Raw genomic sequence first — 19,695 nt, 5'->3', positions numbered from 1 at the left:
TGCCCCCTTTTCTTTCCACTTTAGCGGATAGCTCAGGAAAGTACAACTAACTTGTTTATGGGGCTATATATCCAATACTTTCAGCATGACCGCTATCAGGATATAACCAACAAAGAAGCTACCGACTGTTATGGCGTGCCGTTTTTTGTGCATACTAAGAATCGCGATCCATTCGCGCAGAAAAGCATTCGGCAGAAAATAAAAAGCCGTTTTTGCCCCGATCCCGTTGATTGCCAGACCAGCCTTTCGCGCAAACATCCCCGCCCGCAAGACATGGTAATTATTCGTAAAGAAGATCGCTTCGTAGTTTGTCTTTCTATTTGCCATTATCTCCGCAGAAAACCGCATGTTTTCATACGTAGTACGTGAATTTTTTTCTACCAGTGTGTCCTGCTCGGGAATACCCTTCGCAATCGCATACTGTTGCATAGCCTCTGCCTCCGAAATCGTTTCGTCAGCGCCTTTTCCACCTGAGAAAACAATCTGCGGCCGTGCCCCCACGCTCGCTTTATAAAAAGCAATTGCCTTATCGATCCGAGCTGCCAATAAAGGCGGCACCCGATTCCCACCAATCAGCCCACTACCGAGAACTATTAGAAAATCCGGTTGTCGCGGCTTTTTCGCATACCGATAAATCACACTTAGACTCGTAAAATTCAATGCCACACAGAAAAAATAATAGGCCGTAGTCGGAACCACTAATAATAGAACTTGGAGCGAACTGGGGATTTTTAAAAAGGACGGGATATTGATCCACTGAATAATCACCCAAATAATCAGCAAAAGTCCTGCAAATAACGTCAATAGGTTGGAAAGCGCCAACCTTTCTCTCCGCATGACGATACCAGCATTCCAAATCAGAAAAATAATAAGCAGATAAATGCCAAACAGCAATAGAAATACCGCTAAAATAGCTACTCCGACTAGCAAAATATAAATTGGTCGAAAATTCTCGAACTGTAGAATAAAAACAAGCAACGTCAACAACACAGCCATTGCTGTAAGATTGAAAAGTAGCCCATTGCGTAAATGTGTCGGATTTTTGCGAAAAGATAAAGCTAGCAAGCCCCCGATCATGATGCAGACGCAAACGCCTATTAGTAAGATCATGACAATTCCCCTTTTAAGTCTTTTTTCTATTATAGCAAAAAAAGAGCTTAGCTTGGCAACAGATCAAAAATCTGCCCGCCAAGCTAAGCTCTTCTCTAATTCTTCCCTACTCCACTGTCACACTCTTCGCCAAATTCCGTGGTTTATCCACATCACATCCGCGATGCAGCGCTGCATAATAAGCCAGCAGTTGCGTTGGTACAACGCTCACTAACGGGGTCAGCAATTCATGTACTTCCGGAATCACGAATTGGTCGCCCGGCTCTGCAACGCTCGCCATTGCAAATACACAGCTGTAAGCACCGCGGGCATTGACTTCATTGATGTTCCCGCGAATATTCCAATTGATTTCCTTTTGTGTGATGATCGCCAGCACAGGAGTTCCTTCTTCGATCAGAGCGATCGTACCATGTTTCAACTCACCACTGGCAAAACCTTCCGCTTGGATGTAAGAGATCTCTTTTAATTTCAGTGCTGCTTCCATTGCGACGAAATAGTCGATATGGCGACCTAGGAAAAAGGCGTTGCGGGTTGTTTCTAGATAGTCGCCGGCAAGATGTTCGATCTCTTCTTTATTTGAAATGATCGCTTCCATTGCCGTCGCAACAATACCAAGTTCTGCTGCTAGATTTATTTTACTTGCTGCCTCTAGGCCTTTTTTTCTGCCCAGTGCTACAGCCAAGATCGACAGCACCGCTATCTGCGCAGTATAGGCTTTTGTGGAAGCTACTGCTATTTCCGGACCGGCATGCAGATAAAGCACGTCAGCGGCTTCTCTCGCCAATGTGGAGCCAGGCACATTTGTCAGTGTCAATGTATCATAGCCTTGTTCTTTCATTTTTACTAATACTTGACGGCTATCTGCTGTCTCACCACTTTGGGTAATAAAAATGAAGAGTGGTTTTGGCGTCAAGATCGGTGTATTATAACCGAATTCGCTGGAAACATGTACTTCCACGGGAATCTCGGCAAATTTTTCGATCAAGTTTTTTCCGACCAGACCAGCATGATAACTCGTTCCGCAAGCGATGATATGCACGCGGTCAGCGGCAAGCAATCTGTTCAGTGTTTCTTCCTTCACTTGCACCTCGCCAGCTTCATCTTGGTAAGCTTGGATGATCTTGCGCATAACGGCAGGCTGTTCGTCTACTTCTTTCAGCATATAATGTGGATATGTTCCTTTTTCAATATCAGCAGCATCCAACTCTGCAGTGTAGCTAGCGCGTTCTACTTCTTCGCCTGCTAAGTCTTCGATCTTCATGCTATCTTTTGTAAGTGTGATCACTTCTCCATCCATGATTTCGATGAATTCTGTTGTTTCTCTCAATCCAGCCATCGCATCACTAACGATCATATTAAAGTTTTTCCCTTTACCGATCAGTAGTGGGCTTTTATTTTTAGCCGCATAAAGTGTATCTTTGTCCGTATTGTCGATCAAGCAGATCGCATAAGAACCATGAAGCAATTTTAGTGTTTCCACAAATGCGGCTTTCACAGCCAAGCCCTCTGCTACTTTTTTCTCGATCAACTGGATAATCACTTCTGTATCGGTTTCACTGACAAACTTCACGTCTGCTAAGTAATCTTGTTTCAATGCCAAGTAATTTTCGATAACACCATTGTGCACGATCGTGAAACGGCCGCTTGTACTTTGGTGCGGATGCGCATTTTGATGGCTTGGTTTGCCGTGTGTTGCCCAGCGCGTATGTCCGATCCCAACCTCGCCGTATTCTTTTTCGCCGACTGCTGCAGCTAGATCCGCTATTCTGCCTTGTACTTTTACTACTTTGACTTGCTTTTTATCTTCTAAAAGCGCGATTCCTGCTGAATCATAACCACGATACTCTAATTTTTCCAAGCCGTGCAGCAAAACATCTTTCGCATTTTTTCTACCAATAAATCCTACTATTCCACACATATAAAATCCTCCAATGATTTAAAAGCCGCATTTAAGAAGCCTTGTATAATTCGCGTTTCCTTGGAGAATCAAACTCATGCGTCTAAGCTTTCTGTCCAAACAGTCGCCTGCTTGTTTTGTAACTCAGACATAACGGCTACATGAATAACCGGGAGACTCCCGCCGAAAAAACTCGATTAATCTCCTCCTCGTCAACTGATACCCCGTTCGATCAGTTCTGGCGCTTCTATTAAATTGTCGCTATCCTCCTCTATCTTTTTTCAAGGAAACAAATTCATTTTAAACGAAATTGTATAGTACGTCAAGCATTAATATAAAGGGGTTCCAATAAAATTGGTATATACATTTGTTTTTTGGAAAAATTTTATTTTCTCCACAAAAAATGCCTTTTTCAAGGCATTTCCTAGCTATTCTCAGCTTGGCGAAAAATGATTAGATTCTAGGCAAAGTCGAGTACCGAAGCGGAGCGTACTTAAGTACGTGAGCATCGAAACGCAGACTTTAACGACGAAGATGAGCGTTTTTCGCCAAGCTGAAATGCCTTTTTCAAGGCATTTACTCTTTTTTCCCACCAATCGCATAACATACAGAACCTAATAAAGCAGTCGATCCTGTTAACAGTTGCATACCTAAGATTCGTAGCTCGCCGCCCCAAACCTGCAGTGGAGTATCGCTTGTTTGGCTAATGACATGTGTGAATTGAGAGGACCAGATATAGTTATTGATCGTGATAAATCCAACTGCGAACAATATAGCAAGTACTGCATAAAAATATGTATTCCGCAGAAAAAGAACTAAACAGCCGATCAACATGAGACAAGCAATCAAATTCCAGATGCCATCTGTCCAACCAAGTGATAAAACGTTGGCGGAACTTTTTTTATTTCCTAAAGTCGTAAATAGCGCATAACTGGAAATCGCCGCCAGAATAATGGCGAAACTATTCCAAACATTTCCTAGAATCCGCCATTTTTTTTGCCAGCTTTGTTCGATTGCAGCAATTGGTTGTACTTTGAAAAATACTAATACGCCTATAAATAACAACAATGCCACAATTCCTTGGACAAGTGCGTTTATCTGTCCCGGACTGAAAACGTGGTTTGCTAAGATTTTTCTGACGGCCGACAATCGCAGAAACTGAATCAGATAAAATAATATGGTCAATCCTAAGAATAACAGCGTCCCAATTGCCGCCTGGCGATTCCGGTCGGCTTTATTTCCGAATACAATCAGCAACACCCCGATCGGCAACAACAGCAGGTCCAACCAATCAAAGGTATGATTGATAAAATAACCGCTGACAGAGGTTATAAAATAATAACATTGTACAAGCCCTAGCGCGATTGCAAAGCTTAAAAATATTTTTTTTGACGCATACATAGGATAATTCCTTTCTTTCTATATTTATAGCGTTTATACTTATAGGAGGAGGTGATTTCATGGAATACGCAGAACTATTTCCCAGCGATGAACTACCCTTGCAGCTGCTTTTAGAAGCCGATCCTGATCTCAACCAAATCACCAGTTACATCAATGATTGTATGATCTATGTACTTAAAAAAAGCAGCGAGCCGATCGGTATCATCTGTGTGCAGCCGCTCGCTTCCCATACAGCGGAAATCAAAAATATCTCCATTGCCGCTACCTACCAAAACTCAGGACTGGGTAAGCAATTGCTTCACCATGCCCTGTTGAAACTAGATCAGAAAGCGTTCCGGAAAGTTATCGTAAAAACGGGAAACTCCAGTATCGGTCCATTGGCTTTTTATCAAAAACTTGGATTTCGGATAACCGGCATGGAACCTGACTTTTTTACAAAGCATTATCCCCATCAGGAGATCATCGAAAACGGCATTCCTTGCAAGGATCAAATTGAATTGACGTTATACTTGAATGGAAAAGGAGGCTGATAGCAGCCTCCTTTTTATTAAAACTATTCGTTCAATCCCATTTCGGCAACAACGACATCAGCAATCTTGCTGCAATATCGCTCGGTATCTTCTTCTGTCAACGCTTCGACCATTACCCGAACTAGTGGCTCTGTTCCCGAAGGCCTTACCAGAACGCGGCCATTTCCAGCCATTTCTGCTTCGACTTCTTCGATTGCTTTGCTCACTTTAGGGTTTTCTGTCACGTGATGTTTATCTTGAACACGGATATTTACCAGTTTTTGTGGGAAAGTTTTCATTTCCGCTGCTAATTCCGACAATTTTTTTCCTGTTGCTTTCATGATATTGACTAATTGGATTCCTGTCAGCAGTCCGTCACCAGTTGTATTATGATCTAGGAAAATGATATGACCGGATTGTTCGCCGCCAAGATTAAAGTCGCCTTCACGCATAGCTTCTACCACATAGCGATCACCAACGGCTGTCTGTACATCTTCAATGCCTAATTCTTGGAGACCTTTGTAAAAACCAAGGTTGCTCATGACCGTGGACACGATCGTGTTTTTATTTAGTAACCCTTGTTCGTTCAAATATTTTCCGCAGATAAACATGATCTTATCGCCATCGACGATATTCCCTTGTTCATCGATCGCAATCACGCGGTCGCCATCGCCATCGAATGCTAAGCCGACATTTGCTTCTTTTTCCTGTACAAATGCTGCCAATGCTTCCGGATGAGTTGATCCAACACCGTCGTTAATATTTAATCCATTTGGGGAAGTTCCCATTGAACTGATGTCTGCTTCTAAATCAGCAAATAGATGATTGGCTAAACTGGAAGTAGCACCATGCGCGCAGTCTACTGCTACATGAATGCCGTCAAAATTATTATCGACTGTCTGTTTCAAATATTGGATATATTTTTGTTTTCCTTCAAAGTAATCACTGATCGTACCAAGTCCTTCACTGCTTGGACGAGGTAATTCATCTTTTTCTAGATCCAGCAAATCTTCAATTTCTGCTTCTTGATCATCGGATAATTTGAAACCGTCCGACCCAAAGAATTTGATACCATTATCTTGGACAGGATTGTGTGATGCGGAAATCATTACGCTTGCCGATGCACCTTGTGCTCTTGTCAAATAAGCGACTCCTGGAGTGGATATTACACCAACGCGCATGACTTCAATTCCCACAGATACTAAGCCGGCAATTAGAGCAGATTCTAACATTTCCCCTGAAATACGAGTATCTCTAGCAACTAATACTCTCGGGTGTTCCCCGACGTGTTTCGTTAGTACATAGCCGCCAAATCGTCCCAGTTTAAATGCGAGTTCCGGTGATAGTTCTTGATTGGCGATCCCTCTAACTCCATCTGTTCCAAAGTATTTTCCCATTTTACTTTCTCTCCTTTTGTATAAATCAGTATACAAATTACATTATCTCTATTCTTGGCGCTGAAAAAGTGTCTTTCTCATGCATATGATTTAGATTTTGTTTCTACGTTAGAAACCCTTTGTGAATTACATTTCTATCTAGGGCTAAAATTATTATACCCTTTTTGAATAAATATTTCATCCTCTAACAGAATAAATCCCGGAAGTCCATGGTTCCCTGCACATTCCGAGATTTTTATTGGCTATTTATTCAACTGCTGCTTTCATCGCTTTCCGCTTTGTCTGCCTCGTCTTCTTTACTGGCGATCACGAATTGCGCCTTTCCCGGTGAAGTTGTATAGCTTATATTACTAGGAATGCCTGTTACTGTCAAACCAGTACTATATATCGAGTCGGCCTTGGCGCCACTTAGATCCGCATTCACCTGCAGACCGCCGGCACTTACTTTGTTCAAGGCATCTTTAGGTCCTTTTAGTGTAATACTTATTTTCCCGTTTGAAGGAGAACGTAATTCAGCTTTCAAATCATCATCCAGGTTCATTGTTCGGATCGCGATGTTATTGATTGTTTTTGTCGTTGCTGCATTTTGGTCTTCGTTGTCAGATCCGCTATTTTCCTGACCGTTATTGTTTTTCTTCTCATCATTACCGCTCGTCGAATTGTCATTGTCTTCCGTTGCATTGTTATCTTTCTTGGCTGTCTTTATACGTACCTCGATCGTTTTCGTTTCGACCTCGGTCGCTCCTTTTGGAACAGGTACGTTTATTTCTTTTACTGTATCTGCTGTGATATCTGAAACATCGACAGGTACTTCGATCTTGTTGATACTGCTGAGTGCTTTATCACTGCCGAGCACCACAACCTCCACTGTATTCGTCGTCATATCGGTCACAGTCAAGTCATCACTTACTTTGCCAGTCTGCTTCAATTCAAGCGGAACCGTCTTCCCGACTTTTGTTACTTTCCCACTGATCATCACTCTTTGTGGGCTAACAGATACATCTAATTTATTCAGCTTGTTATCAAACGCCGTGACCGTTGCTTCTTCTTTGAAATCCGCTTTGTACTTTTTCTTATTATCTAACGTCGCCTTGACATAAGCGATTTTGTCAACGGTATCTTTAGCGCCTGTGACCGTGATTTGTTGGGGATCCGTCGTGACTTTCGAAACAGAGTAGCCTTCCGCTAAGTTAGCTTTACCGATCTCCGTCCCGACTGAAAACTTCTTTGTTACCCGCTCCTGAATATTGACCTTCGCCGTTTTCGGATGAATGGATGCTTTTAGCCGATTGGAGAGATTCCGCGTATGGAGTGTTACTGTGCTATTGCCGATGTCAGCGTTACGCAAGTCTGCGTATACAGTGAAATCCTGCTGTGCTTTCGCTGATTTTACTAAACTGCGTGGACCTGAGATCGTCACATCGACAGTGTCGGGAATCCCGGTAACAGATAAGTTTGTTTTATCATAGTAAACTTGGACAGGCACACTTGTTACCACTTCAGAATCATTTGCCGTCCGTGTTTGGAAAATTCGCTTGCTTCGCGTTGTATCGTTCGTGCTGACAGATACAAATAGAATGGCTGCTAGCAGCAAGGCAACGATCCGAATGGACCATTTATTATTTAAGATTCGATCCATCATTCTTTATTGCCCCCCTTCAGCATCGCAAATAGAGGACTTTTCTTTTGAATAACGGTTACTAATTCTCGTTCTAAAATGCGGTGCAGTTCTTCTTCAGTGACATCTCGGAATAATTCGCTGCCTTTTGCAACCGAAATTCCGCCTGTTTCTTCTGAGACCACGATGGTGATACTATCAGTAACCTCACTGATCCCAAGTGCTGCCCGATGTCTTGTCCCTAATTCTTTTGATAGAAACGGGCTGTCAGAGAGCGGCAGATAACTTGCAGCAGAAGCGATTTTTCCATTTTTGATAATAACTGCTCCATCGTGGAGCGGCGTATTTGGAATAAAAATATTGATCAGAAGTTCGGATGAGATTGCGGAATTCAAAGCAATACCAGTCTCGATATACTCATCCATCCCCGTATCGCGGGCGATAGAGATCAAAGCACCGATCCGCCGTTTTGCCATATATTGCGTGGATTTTTCGATAGAATCAATTAAGTTCTTTTGTTGCGCTTCGATTTTAGAACCATATTTGGTAAATATATTACCTCGACCAAGTGTTTCCAAAGCTCTACGTAATTCGGGCTGAAAAATAATAATAATTGCTAAAAATCCCCACGTAATCATTTGGTCAGTAATCCACTCAACCGTTTGCAATCCTAAAAAGCTGCTGATCAATTTTACAATAATGATCACAAAAGTACCCTTCAAGAGTTGAACTGCTTTTGTACCTCTTATCAACATAATCACTTTATAAATCACGAACCATACTACTAAGATATCCACAATGTTAGCAAGGTAGTGGAGTATGGTTTGATAGGATAAATCGCCCATTACTTCGCCTCCGTTTAAAGGCAATATATTTCAAAGTTGCCATTTTATTTTTTAAGCTAGCGTATGCTCTCTCTTTGCCCTATATTATAGCATAACAAACCGCCTTGAAAAAGAAATGTAAACGCCTCAACAAGAAAGATTTCTTAAAGAAAAACCAAAGTAATGAAAAAGAAGGACTGAAAACCGTCCTTCTTTTCTTCGAGCTTATTTTTTTGTCTTTACATTTGAACTTGTTCTGCTGCTTTTTTCTTTTTTCCGAACCAAGAAAGATTTTTCCATAAATAAAGAAACAATTGATGTGCGCCGCCGATAAGAATGCCCATTCCGATAGCGACACCCATGATGATAAAGAAATGAAGCGCAAGGTAGTCAGCAATATTTTTCGCGGCTATTCCTAGTATAAAAACAATAACCATTGGTAATAAGTAATACCTAATATCCGTTTCTGACATACAATTCTTCGCCCTTTCTCATTTTTTTAAAAAATATCTTTCATCCAAGATAAGTATACTGTAAAAACGCTTATATTTCAACGGCTTATCGCGCATATTTACAATAAATTTTCAAAAAAACTGAAAAGTTAACAAATTGTTATTTATTTGACGCTGTTTTGTAACTTTTTATTCTTTTAGGTGGTATGGATAAGTGGCTACGACGACATCTTTTTTCATCAATAATCTTGTTCGGATCAGTAAACTCGTTTGATTATGCAACACATTTTGCCAACCTTTTTTAGGAATGAATTGCGGGATAAGGACAGTTAGCGAATAATTATCCTGCTTCGCTTTTTGCTGGGCCGCATCAATGAATTTCATCAATGGATCAGAAATGGAACGATACGGCGAGTAAAGATGCGCGATCCGTACTTCTGGATGGATCCTATTCCAACGCTCTACAAAATTCTTTTCCTGTTTCTTGTCGAGAGAAACATGGACAGCGATAACGGTATCGCCGATCGATTTCGCATATTTCAATGCGCCTTCGACCACTTTTGTCGCATCAGATACACAAACTACGACCGCATTCCCCGTAAAATCAGGAACATCGATATGTTCGTCGATCCGAAGCTGTGGTGCGATACGTTTATAATGACGTCGTGTCCGATGAAAAACAAAGATCATGATCGGTAAGAAAATAAATACCGGCCAAACGGATTCGATTCGTGTGAAAAATAATACCATAAGAACGGTGAAAGAGATCAGTGCGCCAAGTAAATTAGCACTTAGCTTCAATCCCCATTTCGCTGGTTTTTCTTTCAGCCATTTCAGTATCATGCCGGTTTGTGATAGTGTAAATGGAATAAATACACCGACGGAATAAAGCGGGATCAGTGCTTCGGTTTTCCCTTTGAAGATGATCGTGAGCAAGATCGAACCGACAGCCAAGGTGATGATCCCATTGGAGTAGCCGAGTCTGTCCCCTTTCGCTAGATACATTCGCGGCATAAACTTATCTTTTGCCAAGTTGAAGGCAAGTAGTGGAAACGCAGAAAACCCTGTATTAGCTGCTAATACCAAAATAAGCGCGGTGGCAATCTGAATAAAATAAAAAAGAAAATTGCGGCCAAACACATTTTGCGCGATTTGGGATAAAACCGTTGCTTTCATTTCCGGTACTGTTCCATAGAAATAAGCTAAAAAAGTGATACCTAAGAAAAAGAACGCCAATAACGAAGCCATGATCGTCAACGTTTTCGCAGCGTTTTTCGCTCGAGGTTCTTTAAAGAATGTAACTGCATTGGAAATTGCTTCGATCCCTGTTAGCGATGCCGAACCTGATGCAAACGCTCGAAGTAACAAGAAGATCGTGACGCCAGACACATGTGTGCCGATAGCACTTGTTTCATGATCCACGTCCATTCCCATTACAACTTTGAATAACCCGACAACGATCAACAGCACGATCGAAAGTACGAATAAATACACTGGTGCTGCAAGCAAACTTGCTGATTCTGTGATTCCGCGTAGATTGATGATCGTCACTACGATGATCAGAATAATAGCGATCGGTACTTCAAATGGAAAAAGATCCGGTACCGCAGATACGATCGCATCTGTTCCCGATGAGACACTTACGGCGACCGTAAGCATATAATCCACTAGTAAAGATCCGCCAGCGATCAGCCCTGCATTGTTGCCTAAATTTTCTCTTGAAACCACATATGCTCCCCCGCCATCGGGATAAGAGTGAATGATTTGTCGATAAGATAAATTCAAGGCAAATAGCAAAATCAATACACAGAAGGCAATCGGAATAGAATACCAGATAGCCGCTACCCCTACTGTGACAAGCACAAGTAAGATTTGCTCCGTCCCGTATGCAATAGAAGAAAGTGCATCCGAGGACAATACAGCAAGTGCTTTTAATTTCCCTAATTTTTGTTCACCGGCTTCTGAAGATTTCAGAGGCCTTCCAATTAATAAACGTTTGAGTGGTGAAGCCATTTTGCTCCCTGCCTTTTTATGAAATTTTAGTGTTTGTTCTATATAGAACAAAGTCGCGTTAAGTGGACCTACAATACGTTCTGATTTTAGTAAAGATACCTGTCGGAACAGAAGCTTTACCCCTAGAGCGAAACATTGTCGTCACGCTGAACAAAAGAATTATAGCACAGCTATACTTTTAAGCAAGCTTTTTTCAAATTATTTTCATGATACAATTAGATTGCAATTGTAATCCGGAAGTTCTAGCCCGTTTTGGGTGGTTCCATGCATAGTTTTCTAGTCATTTTCTTTAAACAATTGGCGATGAATCGTTGATATAACGCCATTTAAATTGTCAGAATAAAAAGAAATTAATTTTTCTATTTACAAATACCCTGTTTTCTATATATAATAAGTTTCGTTGGTGATTTTTATTTCACTCTGGCCCGTTGGTCAAGCGGTTAAGACACCGCCCTTTCACGGCGGTAACACGGGTTCGATTCCCGTACGGGTCATTAGTTTTATACTTATAAATTGCTGGTACATAATTGTAAAATAGTATATGATAAAAGTAGCTTTTTTACTAGGGTTGCCGTCAGTTTGATAAGTAGGCCGACTTAGCTCAATCTGGTAGAGCAACTGAATCGTAATCAGTAGGTTGCGGGTTCAATTCCTGCAGTCGGCATTTCTTCCGGGGGGATAGCGAAGTGGCTAAACGCGGCGGACTGTAAATCCGCTCCTTCGGGTTCAGTGGTTCGAATCCACTTCCCCCCACCATTTTATTATTGGGCCATAGCCAAGCGGTAAGGCAACGGATTTTGATTCCGTCATGCGTTGGTTCGAATCCAGCTGGCCCAGCCATTATAGAGAGCCGTTAGCTCAGTTGGTAGAGCATCTGACTTTTAATCAGAGGGTCGATGGTTCGAGCCCATCACGGCTCATAACAAAAAAGAAACTGGTTTTTGACCAGTTTCTTTTTTTGCGTTCAAATGAGTTTTCCAGCCGCTTTGTCGACGATCACCGTTATATTTGGATGCATTTTTAAGATAGACGCTGGGAAGGCCTCTGTCACCTCGCCGTGATAAAAACGTTGCATTGCTTCACTTTTTTTAACTCCGCTGGCTAGTAAAATGATATGTTTGGCGGCCATAACCGAGCGTGGTCCCAGTGTGACATAACTATCTGGGTTTTCAGCAGGGTCTTCAAAATGTCCCACAATGATTTTTTTCAAACGTTCATCGCAAGGTACTTCCGTTGTAAAATCCGTAAAGCGTGTCGTTCCTGGCAAATTCCCGCAATAATGTCCGTCTGTTCCAATTCCAAGCACGATCGCATCCAGACCTCCATCACTAGCGATTTTCGCATCATGTTGCTGATAGTTTTTTTCATTTAAGATCTCGATTTGTTCTTCTGCGATCGCTGCCGGTGAAAAATATAGGCGGCGCAGATCGCTGAGCGTGATCCCCTCCTGCTTTCCTGATTTATAGGGAATCTCATCAAAATTATAATAATGGACATGATCGAGATAATTTTTCCCCTTTACCTTTGTCGTTAATCGTTCATACATTCCAATCGGAGTGGTACCTGCTGTAATAGCTAAATTCACGCGTTTTTGCTTCGTAAGCATCTCTCCGACGACCATTTCTGCTGCAAGTTCACTTAATTCTCCATAGTTTTCTGCTACGATCCATTTCATTTTCCTCTACCTCCATTACTATTAGATTGGTTTTATTTTCAGTTGGATAATCGTCTCCATTGCAGTCAACGCTTTTCGCTTGGCATAAGCAGCAATTTCTTCAAAGTGATCGGTATTCGCAATCACCATGATCACACTATCGTCATAACCAGCTTCAACAAGTGCTGCTCGGTCAAAACGAACAAGCGGTGTACCAACTTCGACCTTCTGCTGCTCATGGCACAATACTTCGAAATTTTCTCCTTCCAATTCTACGGTATTGAGCCCCACATGTATCAAGATCTCCGCTCCATTATCAGCGAGCAGTCCAATCGCATGTTTCGTCTTAAAGACAAGCTGTACTTTCCCAGCTACCGGTGAAACGATTAGATCTTCCTCCGGCTTGATCGCCACTCCTTTGCCAAGCAAGCCCTTTGAAAAGGTATCATCGTCCACTTCCTCGATGGGATACATTTGGCCGCTTACCGGGCTCTTTATTTTTGTTTCGCTATGCGGATTCAACGGTGCAGTTTCTTTTTTATCCATCCCTTTACTCAGCAAGAAGGTGAGAATGAATGTACTCACGATCGTGATCACAAAAGCAAGTAAAAAGCCGAAAGCTGCTTCGCCTAAATAAACGGGAAAAGAGAGCACACTTGGCATTACAGGAGCTAAAGCACGGGCACCTAGACTTGCACCAATGCCTCCGCCGATCCCTCCACCGACTGCGGCACCAATGAAAGCCGATCGATATTTAACCAACACCCCATAAAGCGCCGGCTCCGTGACTCCCAAATAGCCGGAAAAAGCCGATGAAAGTGCCACTTGCTTCATGGTCTTGTTGTTGATTGCCAGTGAGATCGCCAAGGCAGCTGTTGCTTGTGCCATAGTACTCATGAAGTTCATTGCCCCCATCGTCGAAAAGCCGAATGTTGCGATCTGCTGTTGCGTCAGCGGCCGGACAGCATGATGCATACCCGTCAGCACTAAGAGCGGCCGTGTACCACCAATAACAAACCCCGCAAGTAATGGCGAAAAGTCGATCAGAACTTCGATCCCCTTCGCAATATACTCGCCTAAGTAAAAGCCAAGCGGTGCGATCCCAAAAAGCATGATCGGCACAATGATCATCAGCGACAATAACGGAGTAAAAATGACCGTTATCATACTGGGAATGACTTTCTCTAAATAACGATATAGATAGCTGAACAAATATACGGCTAAAATGATCGGCAAAATCGAACTGCTGTAGTTTACGACTGGGATCGGAATAACCGATAAAAAGGAAATGTTTGCTACTTTCCCTTGCAGCGCCGCATCCAATAATGTAGGATACATCAGTACTCCTGCCAGCGAAAGCGCCATATATTCATTGGTTCGGAAGCGTTTCGCACTACTGACTGCTAATAAGAATGGAAAGAAATAAAACATCGCATCTCCCGCAAGATTCAAGATAAAATAAGTCCCTCCAACCGGATCGATCAGCTTAAGCGATGTTAATAGGAAGATCAAACCCTTCAGCATCCCACCTCCGATGACGGGTGGCAGACTGGGGATCAAAATAGCTGACAACGTTCCAATAAGTCGGCTCCAAATGGATTCTTTTGCATCTGTTGGTTCCGGTCTGTTGCTTTCCATGCCAAAATGCGGATATTGGTCCACCATGATCCGGTAGATTTTACTAACTTTCGTGCCGACGATCACTTGATACTGTCCATTTTTCACTTGCGCGCCCAATACTCCCGTCAATGCTTCTAATTGTTCTTTTAAAAACAGTGTTCCGTCCTCTAACTGAAATCTCAGCCGTGTGACACAATGCGTCAGTGATTTTACATTGCTATCTCCTCCTATAGAAGTAATGATTTGTGAGGCTAATTCTTCGTTGGTCATGATAGCTACTCCTCTCTTTTTGTTATAAATAAAGACCTGACCAAACAAAGAGAAAAGTATTTTCCTCCTTGTTTGATCAGGTCTTGCCGGCTATTCCCGTAACAAATCCTGTTTACTCGGTCGTTTGGATAAGTCTTGCTAAATGAAGCGTCAGGTAAACTTGCTCATCACTGGAAGGTGCTACTCCATATTTTTCGGTTAAATAGCAATCGATCTTCCGCGCACACTTGAATTCCCGCTGATAATCTTCTTTTATGAGGCGCGCCAAGGGTTGACGGATAAAGCGTTTTTGCTCCTCCCCCTTACGAATTAGCAAGTAGCATTTTAAATGGTGCAAAAAGCGCTGAAAATATACGGAATCCTCATCGATTTCCATTTGAAATTCGAATTTGATCATTTGGGTGATATCGCGTATCGTTTCCAAATATGTCATCATTTCCGGCATTGTCGCTGAACTGTCGATCTGATAATGAACGAAGTGCAATGCAATAAAAATCTGCTCGCTTTCTGGCAATTTTACTCCTTTTATTCGATTGATCAATTCTACCGCTTGCTCGCCGATCTTCATTTCCTGCGGATAAAAATGTTTTACTTCCCACTCAATCGGACTTTTCATCGCTATTTTTTCCTTTGATCGTTCTAATGCAAAAATGATATGGTCAAGTAAACTTAGCATGCTTGTTCGCTGGATTTTTTGCTGTAGCAGTTTTTCTCCAATAAGTATGATCGCCTCAGCCAATTGGATATCTGCAATATCCGTATCCTTCAATAATGCAGCAATCTGCATCGTGTCCCATTTTCCAGTCGGCAGGAATAACTGTTCTACTTTTGTCTGATCAACCTCGTCCTTTGGATAAGCCCGAAACCCGATCCCTTTCCCGGTCACAATCATTTCCTTGGCATTTTCCTCTGCTAAAATAACATTATTATTGATCCGCTTTTTCACAATCATGTTTTGCCACCTCTTCATGCTGAAATAAAAAAACCATAGAATAGGCAGAAATGATGTGTTCACCATTCTTCCTTATTCTATGGTTATGCCCGACTAGCGGTAACGATCCCATATCTTATTTCCAAGATAACACATTTATGTAAACGCTGTCAAATCGCATATTTAATTGCGAAATAAAGCGCTTATTGATAAACTTGCAGTATCATGAAACGGAGGGAGCGAGGCAATTGCTGAAATTGATTCAAGCAACGAAGCATTTTGGCGACAAAGTGGCTGTTGACCATTTATCGCTAACAGCCGAACCTGGAAAGATCCTCGGCCTGATCGGTCAGAACGGCGCCGGCAAGACCACGACATTTCGACTGATCCTGCAGTTCTTAAATGCAACAGAAGGCGAAGTTCGTTGGGAAGGCAAACCGATCACACAAATGGATGTCAATAAAATCGGCTATCTACCAGAAGAACGCGGCCTTTACCCAACGAGTACGATCGAAGAACAGCTGCTCTTTTTTGCAGAATTGAAAGGGTATCCACGTAAGCAATTAAAGCAAGAATTGGATAGTTGGCTAGAAAAAACACAAGTAGTCGGCAAAAAAACAGATCTAGTCAAAAGCTTATCAAAAGGGAATCAGCAGAAGATCCAATTACTAAGCACGATCATCCATCGTCCGAAACTGCTCATCCTGGACGAACCTTTCAGTGGTTTGGACCCTGTTAATGCGGAGATCCTCAAAGCGCTCATCTTTGATATGAAGAAACAAGGAAGTACGATTATTTTTTCTAGTCACCGGATGGAAAATGTGGAAGAGCTTTGTGACGCCGTGCTGATGCTCAAAAATGGCAAAACGGTGCTTTACGGAGCGACAGAGGAAATCAAAAATAGTTTCCCGCGTACAAAAATCAAACTCGAATCTACTCATTCCTTAGAAGAATTGTCCGCTCTCCAGGCTGTTGTCAGTGCCGAGAAAAGCAAAGGTTATACGATTCTCACTTTAAACAGTCAAAACGATGCCCCTGCTGTTTTCGATTATGTAACAAAAGATGGTTTTATTCCCACCTTTACACTAGAAGCTCCCACACTAGAAGAAATTTTTCGCTGGAAAGTGGGTGAGAAAGATGGCTAAATTCTGGATAATTGTCAAACAGGTTTATAAAAGACGTGTAAAAACAAAATCTTTTTTACTCTTTTTTCTATTTCCATTACTCATTTTTCTACTGATCAACTTTATTCCACAGATCTTTAGTTCTTTTGATTCTGGGGATAAGCCGACAAAGATTGCTCTTCTCACAGATGATCCGGATTATCGAAATGCTTTCCAACAAGATAAAAAGCATTTTCGCTTCAACGAAAAGATCACCACTGCCCAAGCTGCAAAACAAGCGCTAAAACAAGATCGAATCGATGGCTTTATTACATTCCAAGATCCGCAAAAGCCTGTTTATTACTCCAACGAAACAGCGGGAAAAAGTGTCTTGCAGCAGATCAATCAGCACCTTACTTCTACTAAAATCGCAATAGAAGCAAAACAATATAAGCTATCCCAACAAGATCTGCAAAAAATACTCGCTCCTGTTTCTGTCGATAATAAACTACAGGGCAACAATCAATTGACAAGTAGCCAGAAAGAAAAAATGAGTGGTGCAGTACTTCTGTTGACGCTCATCATTTTCCTATTCGTCATCAGTTATACCAATATCGTTTCTTCCGAGATCGCTACCGAAAAAGGAACGCGGATCATGGAAGTCATCTTATCCAGTGTTTCTGCAACCACACATTTACTCGCAAAATTAACAGCGATTATTTTGATGATTCTCACCCAGTTAGGTTTTTATCTACTTTGTATTGCTTTATTTATCGTATTTGGCAAAGATATTCCTATGCTTGCCGGTTTCCTAGATCAATTTAATGGTTTTCCCAGTCATTACTTATTTCTGAATATTGCTTTTATTATTTTTGGACTGCTTCTCTACATTATATTGGCTGCCTTGATCGGCTCCTTAGTTCCTAATGTAGAAACAGTTGCGCAATTCATCTACCCGATCACTATCCTATGTATGGTTGGCTATTGGGGGTCGATTGCAGCTGCTGAGATCCCGGATAATCTGCTCGTTGTGATTGGTTCTTACATTCCTGTTTTTTCACCAATGATGATGCTTGCTCGTATGGATCTGCTCGCAGCCAGCAACCTCGATATTTGGCTATCACTTGGGATCTTAATCGTAACGATCGCGCTCGCTCTATGGCTAACGATCAAATTATACCGCCATAACCTGTTGCTTTATTCTCAAGACGGACTCTGGAAAACATGGCGGAATTCATGGAAATACGCAAAAATGAATACTCGAAAGGAACGGTGAACAGCTTGGAGATCAGAGAATCGCGCAAAACAGATGCAGCTGCAATGATGGAGATTGAAAACTTAGTATGGACTGCATCAACAACGCCCGGTGAGATCCATTTTGCTTCAGAAGCAGCATTTTTATTAAAAAACCCTCCCGGCACCAAGAAAGTTGCAGTTATAGAAGGGACAGCAGTTGGCATCCTTGGCTATCATTCCCCTACCTCATTGACTAGTAACAAACATGTCTGGACATTCGATATCGCTGTACATCCTGACTATCAGAAAAGAGGAATCGGTTCAGCGCTATTGGCGGAACTTAAACGACTCGCCACAGCAGAGCATATTCATAAGCTTTCTTTGCGTGTCTTGTCTAATAATGAAAAAGCGATCTTGCTTTATAAAAGAGCTGGCTTCGAAGTAGAAGGCATTCTCAAACAAGAATTTTATCTGAATGGTCAATTCGTAGACGATGTTTTGATGGCTTATTTTCTATAGTAAGTGAAAAGGCTCAGCAATTGGGATATTCCTCCAAATGCTGAGTCTTTTTTATCATTTTTCCTTAAAATGGTTTGGCTTTCTTTAAAACGGCTATAGATAAATGAAAGCGAAATAAGTGAACAAACTGGACTTCCAGTTTTGTTATAAAGGCAGGATCATTGTCTGATAAAGAATTTTGAAAAAGCCGAAACTTGAGGAAGGCGATGGAATTTAGCCCCATCCATGAATCGGTGAAGTAGAAAGTAGTCGTTACTGTCGCTGAAAAAAGCGAAGTTAATCTTGTAAGAAAATGGCTGATCAATGCTAATTCATCTACTTTCTACGCAGTATGTTTAATCAGAAACATCAGGCAGGATTCCGCTATCAGATGAGAGGCTTCTTAGTCTCATCAGCAAAAAGCCCCTTCCAAATAGGAAGGGGTCTTTTCATGCTGCCTTTTTATCAATATAAAGCTGAATGTACGCCCCCATCATTTGGCGAATAATGGAGTGCCCTTCGCTGAAATACCTTGCCTGCAAGGCTTTTGTCAGATTACCCAGTAAATCATGCCACTTGGCGACCTGTTCTTGATTGAACCGTTCGGATAAAAACAACTCTAGAATATTATCCTTCCCCTTATGCAATAATTCGATTTCTGTATAACGGATCAAACAAGAATAGAAGTCCTGGATCGCTCTTTCAAAGGTGTGCTGCTCTTGCCGTTTATAAGCTTGTTCCATCAGCTCTAACGTCTCTTTCAAGCAGCTGCTGCAGCTGTTTTTTTCCGAGTCTTCCAATTTCTGTAAGGCAAAGTGAAGATGTGTGAATGTCAATTTGATTTTCCGAATTTTTAAGTACAGCCATGTATCCATTTTTTTATAACAACGTGGATCATTTGCCTTACTCATCAGTACACCATCTTCTAGCAGCTTTCCAAGCAACATTTCTGCTTTATCTTTAGATAGGTGGTATTTTTTTTGAAAAGCTTCTTGATCTATGAATGTTACTTCCTTATCCACAAGGAGCGCTTGTTTGATTTCGACATATTCACTATCTGTTAATCGTAAAAAAGTATCCATGACAGCCTCTAATCTTATGAAGGATTTGTCTGTATTATCACATAGAATATCTTTTTTACTTTATAGTTTTGTTCAAGTTC

Annotated in this window: 16 protein-coding genes and 5 tRNA genes; 9 read left to right on the top strand and 12 right to left on the bottom strand. The window is 41.7% G+C overall.

What is annotated here, in order from left to right; all coding sequences use genetic code 11:
- Window positions 1–63 precede the first annotated feature (63 nt).
- The 3 genes from HMPREF0556_RS00820 to HMPREF0556_RS00810 all read right to left on the bottom strand — a co-directional run bounded on the left by HMPREF0556_RS00820 (window position 64) and on the right by HMPREF0556_RS00810 (window position 4,408).
- Window positions 64–1,110 carry a YdcF family protein gene (locus tag HMPREF0556_RS00820; protein ID WP_003754562.1) on the bottom strand — a complete coding sequence of 349 codons (1,047 nt, stop codon included), beginning with the start codon at window positions 1,108–1,110 and terminating at the stop codon, window positions 64–66.
- A gap of 106 nt (window positions 1,111–1,216) precedes the next feature.
- Window positions 1,217–3,028: a glutamine--fructose-6-phosphate transaminase (isomerizing) gene (glmS, locus tag HMPREF0556_RS00815; protein ID WP_003754561.1), complete on the bottom strand. Its 1,812-nt coding sequence runs from the start codon at window positions 3,026–3,028 to the stop codon at window positions 1,217–1,219.
- Between the two features lie 555 nt (window positions 3,029–3,583).
- Window positions 3,584–4,408: a hypothetical protein gene (locus HMPREF0556_RS00810; protein WP_003754559.1), complete on the bottom strand. Its 825-nt coding sequence runs from the start codon at window positions 4,406–4,408 to the stop codon at window positions 3,584–3,586.
- 59 nt (window positions 4,409–4,467) lie between these two features.
- On the opposite strand from HMPREF0556_RS00810, the gene HMPREF0556_RS00805 reads away from it, so the two are divergent.
- Entirely contained in the window at window positions 4,468–4,938 is a 471-nt protein-coding gene (locus HMPREF0556_RS00805; protein ID WP_003754557.1) for a GNAT family N-acetyltransferase, read from the top strand.
- A gap of 23 nt (window positions 4,939–4,961) precedes the next feature.
- Here the strand turns inward: HMPREF0556_RS00805 and glmM are convergent, their stop codons facing one another.
- The 5 genes from glmM to HMPREF0556_RS00780 form a co-directional block, all read right to left on the bottom strand.
- Window positions 4,962–6,314 carry a phosphoglucosamine mutase gene (glmM, locus tag HMPREF0556_RS00800; protein ID WP_003754555.1) on the bottom strand — a complete coding sequence of 451 codons (1,353 nt, stop codon included), beginning with the start codon at window positions 6,312–6,314 and terminating at the stop codon, window positions 4,962–4,964.
- Between the two features lie 250 nt (window positions 6,315–6,564).
- Complete coding sequence (locus HMPREF0556_RS00795; RefSeq protein WP_003754553.1) at window positions 6,565–7,956, bottom strand: CdaR family protein; 1,392 nt, start codon at window positions 7,954–7,956, stop codon at window positions 6,565–6,567.
- On the bottom strand, window positions 7,953–8,777 hold the full coding sequence (gene cdaA / locus HMPREF0556_RS00790) for a diadenylate cyclase CdaA (RefSeq protein WP_003754550.1): 825 nt from the start codon (window positions 8,775–8,777) through the stop codon (window positions 7,953–7,955). Before cdaA ends, HMPREF0556_RS00795 begins: the two co-directional genes overlap by 4 nt.
- Window positions 8,778–8,995: 218 nt before the next feature.
- Window positions 8,996–9,229: a hypothetical protein gene (locus HMPREF0556_RS00785; protein ID WP_003754548.1), complete on the bottom strand. Its 234-nt coding sequence runs from the start codon at window positions 9,227–9,229 to the stop codon at window positions 8,996–8,998.
- A gap of 168 nt (window positions 9,230–9,397) precedes the next feature.
- Window positions 9,398–11,221, bottom strand: a complete 1,824-nt coding sequence (locus HMPREF0556_RS00780) for an APC family permease (RefSeq protein ID WP_040486361.1) — start codon at window positions 11,219–11,221, stop codon at window positions 9,398–9,400.
- Between the two features lie 422 nt (window positions 11,222–11,643).
- On the opposite strand from HMPREF0556_RS00780, the gene HMPREF0556_RS00775 reads away from it, so the two are divergent.
- The 5 genes from HMPREF0556_RS00775 (at window position 11,644) to HMPREF0556_RS00755 (ending at window position 12,141) form a co-directional block, all read left to right on the top strand.
- Window positions 11,644–11,715 (top strand) — tRNA-Glu (locus HMPREF0556_RS00775).
- Window positions 11,716–11,811: 96 nt separating this feature from the next.
- Window positions 11,812–11,885 (top strand) — tRNA-Thr (locus tag HMPREF0556_RS00770).
- A gap of 8 nt (window positions 11,886–11,893) precedes the next feature.
- Window positions 11,894–11,977 (top strand) — tRNA-Tyr (locus HMPREF0556_RS00765).
- 9 nt (window positions 11,978–11,986) lie between these two features.
- A tRNA-Gln gene (locus tag HMPREF0556_RS00760) sits at window positions 11,987–12,061 on the top strand.
- Window positions 12,062–12,068: 7 nt separating this feature from the next.
- Window positions 12,069–12,141, top strand: a tRNA-Lys gene (locus HMPREF0556_RS00755).
- 44 nt (window positions 12,142–12,185) lie between these two features.
- Here the strand turns inward: HMPREF0556_RS00755 and HMPREF0556_RS00750 are convergent.
- The 3 genes from HMPREF0556_RS00750 to HMPREF0556_RS00740 all read right to left on the bottom strand — a co-directional run bounded on the left by HMPREF0556_RS00750 (window position 12,186) and on the right by HMPREF0556_RS00740 (window position 15,717).
- On the bottom strand, window positions 12,186–12,896 hold the full coding sequence (locus HMPREF0556_RS00750; RefSeq protein ID WP_003754543.1) for a glucosamine-6-phosphate deaminase: 711 nt from the start codon (window positions 12,894–12,896) through the stop codon (window positions 12,186–12,188).
- Window positions 12,897–12,917: 21 nt separating this feature from the next.
- A complete protein-coding gene (locus HMPREF0556_RS00745; RefSeq protein ID WP_040486360.1) occupies window positions 12,918–14,765 on the bottom strand; it encodes a glucose PTS transporter subunit IIA in 1,848 nt (615 codons plus the stop codon).
- 112 nt (window positions 14,766–14,877) lie between these two features.
- Window positions 14,878–15,717, bottom strand: coding sequence for a PRD domain-containing protein (locus HMPREF0556_RS00740; protein ID WP_036104929.1), 840 nt, complete (start codon window positions 15,715–15,717; stop codon window positions 14,878–14,880).
- Between the two features lie 227 nt (window positions 15,718–15,944).
- Between HMPREF0556_RS00740 and HMPREF0556_RS00735 the strand changes: the two genes are divergently transcribed.
- The 3 genes from HMPREF0556_RS00735 to HMPREF0556_RS00725 are packed head-to-tail and all read left to right on the top strand — an operon-like array spanning window position 15,945 to window position 18,554.
- Window positions 15,945–16,841, top strand: coding sequence for an ABC transporter ATP-binding protein (locus HMPREF0556_RS00735; RefSeq protein WP_040486359.1), 897 nt, complete (start codon window positions 15,945–15,947; stop codon window positions 16,839–16,841).
- The gene (locus HMPREF0556_RS00730) at window positions 16,834–18,075 is read left to right on the top strand and encodes an ABC transporter permease (RefSeq protein ID WP_003754536.1); all 1,242 of its coding nucleotides are present in this window, start codon (window positions 16,834–16,836) and stop codon (window positions 18,073–18,075) included. Before HMPREF0556_RS00735 ends, HMPREF0556_RS00730 begins: the two co-directional genes overlap by 8 nt.
- A gap of 5 nt (window positions 18,076–18,080) precedes the next feature.
- Window positions 18,081–18,554: a GNAT family N-acetyltransferase gene (locus HMPREF0556_RS00725; RefSeq protein WP_040486358.1), complete on the top strand. Its 474-nt coding sequence runs from the start codon at window positions 18,081–18,083 to the stop codon at window positions 18,552–18,554.
- A gap of 428 nt (window positions 18,555–18,982) precedes the next feature.
- On the opposite strand, the gene HMPREF0556_RS00720 is transcribed toward HMPREF0556_RS00725, so the two are convergent.
- Entirely contained in the window at window positions 18,983–19,615 is a 633-nt protein-coding gene (locus tag HMPREF0556_RS00720; RefSeq protein ID WP_003754533.1) for a hypothetical protein, read from the bottom strand.
- Window positions 19,616–19,695 lie beyond the last annotated feature (80 nt).

Origin of the sequence: Listeria grayi DSM 20601 (genome assembly GCF_000148995.1) — a bacterium.
In the GTDB taxonomy this organism is placed as follows: Bacteria; Bacillota; Bacilli; order Lactobacillales; family Listeriaceae; genus Listeria; species Listeria grayi.
Note: the sequence above shows the minus strand (reverse complement) of the source record. Positions and strands in the feature narration are given on the sequence as shown.

Bases quoted from the DNA above. Each gene is read 5' to 3' on its own strand.
- HMPREF0556_RS00720 (WP_003754533.1), bottom strand. From the start codon at position 19,615: ATGGATACTTTTTTACGATTAACAGATAGTGAATATGTCGAAATCAAA.
- glmM (WP_003754555.1), bottom strand. From the start codon at position 6,314: ATGGGAAAATACTTTGGAACAGATGGAGTTAGAGGGATCGCCAATCAA.
- HMPREF0556_RS00730 (WP_003754536.1), top strand. From the start codon at position 16,834: ATGGCTAAATTCTGGATAATTGTCAAACAGGTTTATAAAAGACGTGTA.
- HMPREF0556_RS00785 (WP_003754548.1), bottom strand. From the start codon at position 9,229: ATGTCAGAAACGGATATTAGGTATTACTTATTACCAATGGTTATTGTT.
- glmS (WP_003754561.1), bottom strand. From the start codon at position 3,028: ATGTGTGGAATAGTAGGATTTATTGGTAGAAAAAATGCGAAAGATGTT.
- HMPREF0556_RS00745 (WP_040486360.1), bottom strand. From the start codon at position 14,765: ATGACCAACGAAGAATTAGCCTCACAAATCATTACTTCTATAGGAGGA.
- HMPREF0556_RS00750 (WP_003754543.1), bottom strand. From the start codon at position 12,896: ATGAAATGGATCGTAGCAGAAAACTATGGAGAATTAAGTGAACTTGCA.
- HMPREF0556_RS00820 (WP_003754562.1), bottom strand. From the start codon at position 1,110: ATGATCTTACTAATAGGCGTTTGCGTCTGCATCATGATCGGGGGCTTG.
- HMPREF0556_RS00780 (WP_040486361.1), bottom strand. From the start codon at position 11,221: ATGGCTTCACCACTCAAACGTTTATTAATTGGAAGGCCTCTGAAATCT.
- cdaA (WP_003754550.1), bottom strand. From the start codon at position 8,777: ATGGGCGATTTATCCTATCAAACCATACTCCACTACCTTGCTAACATT.
- HMPREF0556_RS00795 (WP_003754553.1), bottom strand. From the start codon at position 7,956: ATGATGGATCGAATCTTAAATAATAAATGGTCCATTCGGATCGTTGCC.
- HMPREF0556_RS00810 (WP_003754559.1), bottom strand. From the start codon at position 4,408: ATGTATGCGTCAAAAAAAATATTTTTAAGCTTTGCAATCGCGCTAGGG.
- HMPREF0556_RS00805 (WP_003754557.1), top strand. From the start codon at position 4,468: ATGGAATACGCAGAACTATTTCCCAGCGATGAACTACCCTTGCAGCTG.
- HMPREF0556_RS00740 (WP_036104929.1), bottom strand. From the start codon at position 15,717: ATGATTGTGAAAAAGCGGATCAATAATAATGTTATTTTAGCAGAGGAA.